Raw genomic sequence first — 9,536 nt, forward strand, 5'->3', positions numbered from 1 at the left:
CCTATGGACTGGCTTATTTTTGGATTACCCGGCAATGAAAACTTAGCAACACAACTTTCTGATCAGTTGCAGATCCCTTGTGGTAATGCTATTATCAGGCACTTTCCGGATGGGGAAAGCTATGTTCGGATTCTCTCTGACGTGCAGAATAAAAATATGTTGCTGGTGATGACGTTGGATCATCCGGATGATAAACTTTTATCGTTGTATTTTTTCATACTTGCTGCCAGAGAACAGGGTGCCAAAAAGATCGGATTGCTTGCCCCTTACCTTGCCTATATGCGACAGGACAAACAGTTTCTCCCCGGAGAGGCAGTTACTTCAGGTTACTTTGCACACTTACTTTCTCAGCTGACCGACTGGATCGTTACCATAGATCCACACCTCCACCGACGCAGCAGTATGAGCGAGATATATACGGTTCCTGTCACTTTGCTGCATGCGGCTCCCCTGATCTCAAAGTGGATTAAAGAAAATGTAAAGAATGCGCTTATCGTGGGGCCTGACAGTGAGAGTGAGCAATGGGTAAAGGAAGTGGCTAGAGAAGCAGAGGTACCCTATATAGTGCTTGAAAAAGTCAGAAAAGGTGACCGCCAGGTAGAAATAAAAGTACCGGATGTTTCTACTTGGAAACACCACCGGCCCGTTTTAGTAGACGACATTATCTCTACGGCCAGAACAATGATTATCACCGTTCAGCACTTGATCCGGGCAGATTTTCAGAACCCTATTTGCATAGGAGTACATGCTGTTTTTGCTGGCAATGCTTTCGAGGAGCTCAAAGCAGCAGGAGCTGAACAAATTATTACCTGCGATACCATTCCACATTCTTCCAACAGTATCTCAGTTTCAACGCTTCTTTTGCCAGGTCTTTTATCTTTGACAAGAATAAAGAAATAGAAAGCACGGACACTAAAAAGCAATGGAGAGGAAAAGAGGGCATATAAAAATTATGAATCAACTAGCAGGTACACTACAAGGCCAACCAATAGCACCAGGCACGCCCATGCCGAATACCAAAGCACTCTTGCAGCTTTGTCAGTTGAGCTGGAGGTGTTTCTCATCTGTGCTACATACATCCCACTTGCATGGAGAACAGCACCTACTAGCATAATAACTAAAACATAGTCATTTACTATATATCCCCATTTAGCGCCAAGGCCAAAGCCTAGAATACCTGCACCCAGTGCTGAAGCAGATTGGGCAAATCGCTGTTGATCTTTTCTGTTCTGCATTATTGACACGCTTATTCCACTTCGGGCCCTTGGCAAGGAAAGTATTTACATTTAATAACAACAGGCAAAGTAAATTTAATGCATTAGGTAAAATAAAAATTGGAATTCGTTCAGTAGTCCAATATTACAAGTTCAAGAGCTAAAGATAGAAAATGAAGCAGGTTGCCATTATAGAGCAATGTTTAACAAAACAAAGAAAAGCACATGGCATGCAATTAACAGGCTGTGCTGTATATAAAACCTGGACTTAATCTGACCAGGAGAGTCTGTAACAGTCTTTTGAGCAATTAATATTATATTGCTTTATGAAGCTAAAAAGCAAGCACTACTACATCCGAAAATTCCACCGATATTTAGGGGTTATACTTGGCATTCAATTTCTTTTCTGGACCCTAGGTGGGCTTTATTTCAGTTGGAACAATATTGATGAAGTTCATGGTGATCATCTTCGGAAGGAGAAAAGGCATTTCTCAGCTACTATGAAGATGGTATCCCCACAGGCTGTCCTTGATGCGCTTAAAGCCAACAGTCAGGTTGATTCTGTGCTGTCCGTCCAGCTCATCGAAATAGCCGGTGTTCCAGCTTACCAAATGCGTTATTTCTCAGGGGAAATGGACCACATGGCGCATGAAGCTGCCGGGCACAGCGGCGGTGGCCATGCTTCTAACGTGAGGGTGCAGCTAGCAAATGCAGAAACAGGGCAGTTTATTTCACCTTTATCCGAGTCCGAGGCTATCACTGTAGCCAGGAACCAAGTCACTGCTCCCATAAAAGTAGAAAAAGTGGAGTATTTAACAGAGGTAGGCTCGCATCATGAATACCGGGAAAAACCCTTGCCGGCCTGGGCTGTTACCTTTAGCCAACCGGACAATTGCACGGTTTACATTTCAGCTGAACTCGGCACTTTTCAGGCTATTCGACATAACCAATGGCGTGTATTTGATTTTTTCTGGATGCTGCATACTATGGATTATGAAGGGAGAGATAATTTTGGAAACATTCTCTTAAGAGCATTCTCCATTTTCGGCTTATTTACTGTGCTTTCCGGTTTTGTATTATACTTTATCTCTTCTCCTTCTATTAAAAAAGTAAAAAGGAAAGTTCGAGATCCTAAACCTACACATGCTTCTTGAGGGTAACCTTCCACCTGCTATCCAGTTTAAGTTAGTTATCAACGCGGTATGGCGAAATACAGTAACATGTACTTAGGACATTACTAGCTAGCTAGCTAGCTAGCCCCTCCTATCCCCGCAGGTAAATTAAAGAACTGATTCTATGAATATTGGTTTTATCTGGCACCTTTTCCTGCATTTAGCAGCACCGGTTGCTGTTGCCTAGTTATTTTACAGGCCTAACTTTAAGAAGGCCGTATGGATTATGTTTGCGGCTATTTTGATAGATTTAGACCACTTGCTAGCTGATCCCATTGTTGATCCGAATAGATGCAGTGTGGGCTTCCATCTGCTACACAGTTACTGGATACTCCCACTATATTTACTGCTGGCAATTATTCCTAAGACAAGGCTCATTGGATTAGGTCTTGTCATACATATTGTGCTTGATTGGCTGGAATGTATTTAAAAGCGCTCACCTGCTGATACAGATATGGAAATTGTTTTGGTTTGCGCTTTATTCCATATTGTCTGGATTAGTTGTGGATATGATTGAGAGGCAGAAGGAGAAAAACCAAACTGTTTAGTATCTCGTTCTCATAATCGGCTTCCTGTTGTAGTTATGGAAATAATGAAATTCAAAACAAACCTCGGAAGCAGGGAAGAAGTGTCTCGGATAGCTTCTTCCCTGGATAAGGAAGAAAGCATCAGCAGGTGGAATATTGATACGGCTAGTGAAGATAATCTTTTAAGTGTATCTGGTGTAAACCTGGATCCGCAGCGGATAGCATGTATTGTTCGGAACGCTGGATTCAAAGCAGAGATTATAAGGGTATTAGGTATCAATGGCCATGAAATGTAAACTGGTGTGGTAACCTGTACAACCAATCCATCTTTGGTAGGGTTATCTCGATTAGGCGGAACTTCAGACAACTTTAGCTGTAGAAGTTACTTGTTGATCATTTGTACACGTCCTTCCAGGACCAGCCGTCCATTTCCAAAAGCGAAGTTAGCAGTCTCCGGCGGTCCTTCAGGTTCAGCTTAAAAGTTTGTTCAACTTCTTCCCTTTTTTTAAGTGAAATTCCTTTCTCCTCCAATTGCCAAAGATCAGGTGTAGGGGCATCTTCCTGGGGTGAAGTGTTCTTCAGGAAACCTTCTTTTACCATTTCCAGATAAGAATCCAGAGCCGTTTGGAGCATCACCATTTTCACTTCACTCCTTTTAACATCCTGCGAAACGGCTTGCTCCAGGAGCTGATATGCCTCATCCAGCAGCACAACGGCGGGCGCAACAGACAACTGTGCTTGGCTGTTATGAAAGTAATGAATTACAGGAAAGGAGTGGTGGTTCACCGTATGCTGCATTAGCATCTGGCATATGTCTGACACATTATCGAAAAAGGAGGAAAAGTCTTTCCCATTCCAACTGTTTGCCAGTATCTGCTGTGGCGTTTTACCCATGCTGTTAATGTAAAGACTGAGCTTGCTCTGCAAGCCTACGGCAGATAACACCTGTACAAAATAGGTGAGGGAAGCAGTTATGAAAGCTAAGCCAGAGAAAGCTGTGACACTCGTAATGATCCGCCACACATCATTTGATGCCTTGTAGTCTCCCACGCCCAATGTGGAAAGTGTAAAGCCGGCGTAGTAGAGCTTCTCCAAAGGGCTGGCACTGGATAAGGTAGTGCTGCTTACAACAGAGTCCGGATCAGAGAGCAGCAGCAGGAACAGTCCTGCCCATAGCCCAAGGACCCAGGTCAGAAGCGTGCAGGTAAGGATAGACGGCCCCGCATACTCAAGCAATTTTGTTTTCCCATTCTTACCCGAGACAAGGAAGAAAATCTTCCATACCGCTTTGGATACCATTTCCGTAATCCGGCCGCCTCCGCTTGAAGAAAAGGTGGTCTTGATGATGTCCATTGCAATTAAGATATAAATAAGAGCTCCCAGGAAGAGATACAGCATGTTCATAAAGCACATAGAATTGTTAGCACGTACTTCTAAACGCAATAACAGGTAGGGAGTTAAACAGCATAGAGGTGACAGACCCTGGCAAAAGCAAGCTTGCAGCCACTGCTAGGGCAGATTTTACCTGTTTTAAAGAACACTTAAGTTAGTACCGCCACTAAAAATATATAATTATAGTTCAAGAATTTATAAAACAGAAGGGGCTTTGAATGGGTATAACCAAGCATATGTTTCAATAAAATCTAGATAACTATGAATAAAGACTTAATAACCGCATTAGCTGAGTGTGCAGCAGCCTGTAACTACTGTGCGGTTTCCTGCCTGCAGGAAGATGATGTGAAAATGATGGAACGCTGCATCCGACTTGACTTGGATTGCGCAGCCATCTGTAAAATGGCACTGGACTATGTATCACGGGATTCTACCTTCTCCAGAGAAGTGCTGGATCTGTGTGCCAGAGTATGTAGAGAGTGTGGTGCAGAGTGTGAGAAGCATTCGCACATGGAGCACTGCCGTATGTGCGCTGAGGCTTGTCGCCGTTGCGAGCAGGCTTGCCAGCAGGCGTAGTTGTTCCTACCTGCTGACCCAATGCAAGACCTAAGAACCACCCTGATTGTTCTATACCTGATAGAGCGGTCAGGGTGGTTTTTGCTTTGCTTGAGCCCAATTACAATGCAGAAAAAGAAGCTTCTGTAAGAAAAGAAGGCAGAGTAAATGATTTTTGAGTACCATTTTTAACCACTTAGTCCATTATGTATGAAAACTAGTTTTATCAGTATCAGGAGCTTTGCTCTTATGGTAGTTGCTGTCTTTGTGTTCAGTAGCTGCGAAAAGGACCAGGATGTTGTAACCCCATTAAGTGCTACTGCAGAGCAAGCTGCGAAGGGTCCTTACTGGGAAGATGACAAAGCCTTTGACAAGGAAATGCAGCAGATCATCAACTCCATGATGAAGATGATGAACCAGATGGAGATGACCTGCGACCCCGACATCGATTTTGCCAACATGATGATCATGCACCACGAGATGGGAATTAAAATGGCAGATCTGGAACTGCAATATGGGCATGAGCCGGAAGCGCTTGCGTTGGCCGAGAAAACGAAGATAGGCAACATGGAAAGCAAAGAAAGATTGCAGGCTTTTTTAGCTTCACACCCGGGCGCAGAGCCACTCTCAAAAGAAGAGTGCAAGATGTTTATGATGGAGATGCGGGAAGACATGATGGCTATGATGCACTGCATGCGTTCTGTAAAGGATACGCCTGATCCGGATGTTGACTTTGCCCAGCTCATGATCTGTCACCACCAGGGAGCGATAGCCATGTCAGAAACTGAGCTGAAGTGGGGAGATGATGCAATGGCATTAGAAGAAGCCAGATTAATCATTGAAGAGCAGTCGCAGGAAATAATGGAACTGGCAGCTTTCCTGAATGAACACGGTATACCTACCAAACATCATAATATGTAGTAATATGCTTTGTACCGAATGAAGATTTAAAAGCCTGGCTGCTAACAGTGTTAGCAGCCAGGCTTCCTGTCTTAATACCTTTTTTCAAAAGTGTAAACATTGCAGCCTTTTGTTTTTTCCGCACGAAACAAAAGGTAATATTCACTTTACTAAGATCAGTTTTACACCCGTACTATAGGAAGTTTCGGGTTTCTGATATACAGTTCGGGTGCCTGTTGCTAGCCTGCCTTTACACTTCAGTTACGTACACCTGTTCTTATCTGGCAGTATAGGTTCGTTTCTAAAGTATTAAATTCTAGATAATTAAAATTTATTTTTACAAACTCTCCTTTCTGCTCTCCGTTTTAGAAAAGACAATTTTTTGTTTTATTTAAGAAAGGAGGACAAATGTTTTATCACGTAAAGGAGCTACAGTTTAATGCGCGTGTATCGAAACCTGACCCAGCCTTTGCCAGCCTGCTGCTGGAACAGTTTGGGGGTGCTAACGGAGAGCTGAAAGCCGCGATGCAGTATTTTGTGCAGGCCTTTAGTGTGCGTCAACCCCATCCGGATCAGTATGACATGCTGATGGATATCGCCACAGAGGAATTCAGCCATCTCGAAATTGTCGGGGCTACTATCCAGATGCTGCTGGGGCCGATCAACGGTGAGTTGAAGAACGCGGCCGAGGAGGCTGAGATCATGCAGTTGCTGCAGGGTAAGGCGAAGAAAGAGGATTTCATCCACAACGCCATGGTCAACCCGCAGTTCTTCGTGCTGAGTGGCGGAGGACCTACCCTGACCAATAGCCAAGGGGTGCCGTGGAATGGCTCTTATGTGGATGCCAACGGAGATCCTACCGTTGACCTCCGCTCTAACATAGCAGCTGAGTCCAGAGCCAAGATCGTGTACGAGTACCTGATGCAGTTCACGGATGACCCTTATGTAAAGGAGACCCTCAGTTTTCTGATGACACGTGAGGTGGCGCACTTCCAGATGTTTGAGGCGGCACTGGAAACAATACAGCCAAACTTCCCGCCAGGCGTACTACAGGGCGATCCGCGTTACAGCAACAGCTACTTTAACATGTCGAATGGACCTGATGTGAGAGGGCCCTGGAACGAAGGCAAGAGCCCCGGCCTTGGGGAGACCTGGCTTTACGTGGAAGAGCCCTTCCGGCACGTGGTGGAAACCAACGGCATGATTGACCACAAACCAAATGGTACTGACCGTACAATGAAATCTGTTGATAAAATGGACAAGGCGTTGAGCCAGGAACGAAGCAAGAAAGTCAAAGCGGCAGTACCTCAAGGGGAGAATCAGTGGTGCGAGTACCCTCAGAGTAGCCTGTAAGCAGGAGAAACAATTGAGAATGGTTGAACGAGAAAACAAACGAGATAATAAAAAGGAAGCAGGGTCGGTGGAGATAGAATACTACACCGACCCTCTTTGTTGCTGGAGTTGGGCACTCGAGCCCCAATGGCGGCGTCTGCGCTTTGAGTACAGCGGCAGGGTAAAGTGGCGCTACCGCATGGGCGGGCTTATTCCGAACTGGGAAAGCTTTAATGACCCGATGAACGTAGTTAATCGTCCGCTGCAGATGGGGCCGCTTTGGATGGAAGCAAAGTATGTTTCCGGTATGCCCATAAGGGATAAGATCTGGTACGAAAACCCGCCTGCGTCTTCTTTTCCTGCATGTATTGCTGTTAAGGCTGCCGGGCTGCAGTCACCGGTAGCCTCGGAAGCATACCTGCGTAAAGTGCGTGAAGCTGTAATGCTGCAGGGGCAGAACGTTGGCGAGCGTGATGTTTTGCGGCAGGTGGGACGTAGCTTAGCCGAGGTGCAGCCTGATGTGTTAGACGCAGACGTGTTTGAACGTGACTTGGGAGGAGAAGAGGCGCGCAAGGCTTTTGAGGAAGACCTCAGGCAGGTGCGCTTGCATGGTATTACCCGCTTCCCGGCACTGACCATGCGGCGCGAAGGCGAGGAGAACGGCGTGCTGATCATTGGGTACAGACCTTATGAAGCGCTTCGGACGGCACTTTATAAGGTGGCTCCTGAATTAGAACCAGTGCAGCATACAACTGACGAGTTTGAATACAGGAGGTACTGGGGAAGTATAACGGAGCGCGAACTGGAGGAAGTGCTGAAAGGTACCGTATCCTGAAGCCGAACATAATAGCACAAGGTGGTAACTTTCTCTGCTCTCACATGGTTGTCTGCAGCTGTTTTGTGCAAAAGTGTAAGAAGCAATGAGTTTGGACCTTAGTTCTTATTTGTATGAAAATAATCAAGTTTAAAACTAACATCGAAAGCGAGGAGGCCTTGACAAAGGTGGCTTCTTACCTGGATAAAGAAGAAAGTATAAGCCGCTGGCACGTTGATACGGAAAGTAAAGACAAGCTGTTAAGCGTATCCGGTACAGACCTTGATCCCCACAGGATCGAAAATGTGGTGCAGCAAGCAGGATACAAGGCTGAAATCATACGGGTTGTAGGCATCGGTGGCAAGGACTTGTAAAATCGATAGTCGGAATTGTTGGGATTTTTTAGACTTGCTTACCATTAGGAGTGCTTACCATCTAAAGCCAAGCAGACACTATCGAATAGTTAGCACGTTCTTCTAAACGCAATAACAAATAAGGAGTTAAAAAGCATAGGGCTGGCAGAGTCAGGAAGCCCGGCAAGTTTAGACTTGGAATCACTGTCAGGGTAGATGTTGCCTGTTTTAGAGGGACTCAAGCTAGTGCTAAAAGCTAATTTATATAAAAACAACTCATGAATATATAAAACAGAAGGGTGCACGGAAAGGTATAACCAAGCACGCTTTCATGAGACTTATGTAAGCATTAAGTATGGACACAGTGCCTTGATAAAGGCTTAAGCAGTATGTGCAGCAGCTTGTAACTAGTAGGCTGCATCAAGCCGGCCTGCACACGGTATATCCTTCCATATTGGAGAGGTATGTGGTCACTTATGTAGCGTATAGCTCTGAGGCTGTAGTGGATCTATGAATTCCTCTAGGGCACAAGGCATAACAATTAAATAACTTAATTGATGTTTGACGTTTTAATAAGCTCTCAGCCTTCCGCTATAAGCGCACAGGAAAAGGTTAAACTACTTCTCACACCTGTTAACCAGGAGGCCGCCGGTGTTCCCCTTGTACTGGAAGAAGTACATACCAAAGACATTCACCTCATCATAGTATCAGAAGACCTTTCTTTCTTTGCCCACGAGCACCCGGAAAAGGCAGGCAAGGAATACTCTGTTGACTTCATATTTCCCTTTGGGGGCAAATTCCTGCTTTACTGCGATGTAAAGCCCCTGAATACGGCACCGGCTGTTATCCGAAAATCGGTGGAGGTTGCCGGTGACAGCAGGAACGTGCAGCGCTACCAGCAGGATGTGCTCAGTAAAACGGTTGACAATGTGAGCGTTCAACTGGATGTGCGGGAGCTAAATGCCATACGCGTTACTATGAAACAGGGGGAGGCTGCCATAGCAGCCTCTTCATTAGGTGATTTTCTGGGTGCTAAGGCACATGTGGTCATGATCAATGTGGATACAAAAGAATACCTGCATGTCCATCCCATGGTGCACGAGGATGTGCTGGTGCTGCACTCCGCTTTTACAGCCAGTGGGCTATACCGGGTGTGGATTCAATTCCTGCTGAACGGGCTACTATATACCCTGGACTATGTCGTGCAAGTAGCTGAGCTTCCGAGCCAAGGACATCATGGGCACCATCACTAAAAGCAGCACACCGCAATATTACCA

The 9,536-nt window shown here is 45.4% G+C and carries 11 protein-coding genes and 1 pseudogene; 10 read left to right on the forward strand and 2 right to left on the reverse strand.

Annotated elements, in window-relative coordinates:
* Positions 1-3 precede the first annotated feature (3 nt).
* Positions 4-900 (forward strand): ribose-phosphate pyrophosphokinase, encoded by an 897-nt coding sequence (locus C1N53_RS22380; protein ID WP_137761695.1) that lies wholly within the window; start codon positions 4-6, stop codon positions 898-900.
* Positions 901-950: 50 nt separating this feature from the next.
* Here C1N53_RS22380 and C1N53_RS22385 read toward each other — a convergent pair whose 3' ends face one another.
* On the reverse strand, positions 951-1,235 hold the full coding sequence (locus C1N53_RS22385; protein ID WP_137761696.1) for a hypothetical protein: 285 nt from the start codon (positions 1,233-1,235) through the stop codon (positions 951-953).
* A gap of 305 nt (positions 1,236-1,540) precedes the next feature.
* Here C1N53_RS22385 and C1N53_RS22390 point away from each other — a divergent pair, with 305 nt between their 5' ends.
* From C1N53_RS22390 to C1N53_RS22400, 3 genes and pseudogenes are all read left to right on the forward strand, one after another.
* Positions 1,541-2,368 carry a PepSY domain-containing protein gene (locus tag C1N53_RS22390; protein WP_137761697.1) on the forward strand — a complete coding sequence of 276 codons (828 nt, stop codon included), beginning with the start codon at positions 1,541-1,543 and terminating at the stop codon, positions 2,366-2,368.
* 217 nt (positions 2,369-2,585) lie between these two features.
* A pseudogene (locus C1N53_RS22855) lies at positions 2,586-2,816 on the forward strand (DUF6122 family protein); the annotation flags it as partial.
* A 153-nt stretch (positions 2,817-2,969) separates the two neighbouring features.
* Positions 2,970-3,209 carry a copper chaperone gene (locus tag C1N53_RS22400; protein WP_137761698.1) on the forward strand — a complete coding sequence of 80 codons (240 nt, stop codon included), beginning with the start codon at positions 2,970-2,972 and terminating at the stop codon, positions 3,207-3,209.
* Positions 3,210-3,306: 97 nt separating this feature from the next.
* Here the strand turns inward: C1N53_RS22400 and C1N53_RS22405 are convergent, their stop codons facing one another.
* A complete protein-coding gene (locus C1N53_RS22405; protein WP_240773491.1) occupies positions 3,307-4,317 on the reverse strand; it encodes a potassium channel family protein in 1,011 nt (336 codons plus the stop codon).
* A 249-nt stretch (positions 4,318-4,566) separates the two neighbouring features.
* On the opposite strand from C1N53_RS22405, the gene C1N53_RS22410 reads away from it, so the two are divergent.
* From C1N53_RS22410 to C1N53_RS22435, 6 genes are all read left to right on the forward strand, one after another.
* Positions 4,567-4,881: a four-helix bundle copper-binding protein gene (locus C1N53_RS22410; protein ID WP_108213632.1), complete on the forward strand. Its 315-nt coding sequence runs from the start codon at positions 4,567-4,569 to the stop codon at positions 4,879-4,881.
* A 189-nt stretch (positions 4,882-5,070) separates the two neighbouring features.
* Positions 5,071-5,781, forward strand: coding sequence for a DUF305 domain-containing protein (locus C1N53_RS22415; protein WP_137761699.1), 711 nt, complete (start codon positions 5,071-5,073; stop codon positions 5,779-5,781).
* A gap of 387 nt (positions 5,782-6,168) precedes the next feature.
* On the forward strand, positions 6,169-7,113 hold the full coding sequence (locus tag C1N53_RS22420) for a manganese catalase family protein (RefSeq protein ID WP_137761700.1): 945 nt from the start codon (positions 6,169-6,171) through the stop codon (positions 7,111-7,113).
* 19 nt (positions 7,114-7,132) lie between these two features.
* Complete coding sequence (locus tag C1N53_RS22425) at positions 7,133-7,927, forward strand: DsbA family protein (RefSeq protein ID WP_137761701.1); 795 nt, start codon at positions 7,133-7,135, stop codon at positions 7,925-7,927.
* Between the two features lie 113 nt (positions 7,928-8,040).
* Complete coding sequence (locus tag C1N53_RS22430; protein WP_137761702.1) at positions 8,041-8,280, forward strand: copper chaperone; 240 nt, start codon at positions 8,041-8,043, stop codon at positions 8,278-8,280.
* A 536-nt stretch (positions 8,281-8,816) separates the two neighbouring features.
* The gene (locus C1N53_RS22435) at positions 8,817-9,512 is read left to right on the forward strand and encodes a hypothetical protein (RefSeq protein WP_137761703.1); all 696 of its coding nucleotides are present in this window, start codon (positions 8,817-8,819) and stop codon (positions 9,510-9,512) included.
* Positions 9,513-9,536 lie beyond the last annotated feature (24 nt).

This window comes from Pontibacter sp. SGAir0037 (assembly GCF_005491705.1).
Taxonomy (GTDB): Bacteria; Bacteroidota; Bacteroidia; order Cytophagales; family Hymenobacteraceae; genus Pontibacter.

Bases quoted from the DNA above. Each gene is read 5' to 3' on its own strand.
- C1N53_RS22380 (WP_137761695.1), top strand. From the start codon at position 4: ATGGACTGGCTTATTTTTGGATTACCCGGCAATGAAAACTTAGCAACA.
- C1N53_RS22385 (WP_137761696.1), bottom strand. From the start codon at position 1,235: ATGCAGAACAGAAAAGATCAACAGCGATTTGCCCAATCTGCTTCAGCA.
- C1N53_RS22390 (WP_137761697.1), top strand. From the start codon at position 1,541: ATGAAGCTAAAAAGCAAGCACTACTACATCCGAAAATTCCACCGATAT.
- C1N53_RS22400 (WP_137761698.1), top strand. From the start codon at position 2,970: ATGGAAATAATGAAATTCAAAACAAACCTCGGAAGCAGGGAAGAAGTG.
- C1N53_RS22405 (WP_240773491.1), bottom strand. From the start codon at position 4,317: ATGAACATGCTGTATCTCTTCCTGGGAGCTCTTATTTATATCTTAATT.
- C1N53_RS22410 (WP_108213632.1), top strand. From the start codon at position 4,567: ATGAATAAAGACTTAATAACCGCATTAGCTGAGTGTGCAGCAGCCTGT.
- C1N53_RS22415 (WP_137761699.1), top strand. From the start codon at position 5,071: ATGAAAACTAGTTTTATCAGTATCAGGAGCTTTGCTCTTATGGTAGTT.
- C1N53_RS22420 (WP_137761700.1), top strand. From the start codon at position 6,169: ATGTTTTATCACGTAAAGGAGCTACAGTTTAATGCGCGTGTATCGAAA.
- C1N53_RS22425 (WP_137761701.1), top strand. From the start codon at position 7,133: ATGGTTGAACGAGAAAACAAACGAGATAATAAAAAGGAAGCAGGGTCG.
- C1N53_RS22430 (WP_137761702.1), top strand. From the start codon at position 8,041: ATGAAAATAATCAAGTTTAAAACTAACATCGAAAGCGAGGAGGCCTTG.
- C1N53_RS22435 (WP_137761703.1), top strand. From the start codon at position 8,817: ATGTTTGACGTTTTAATAAGCTCTCAGCCTTCCGCTATAAGCGCACAG.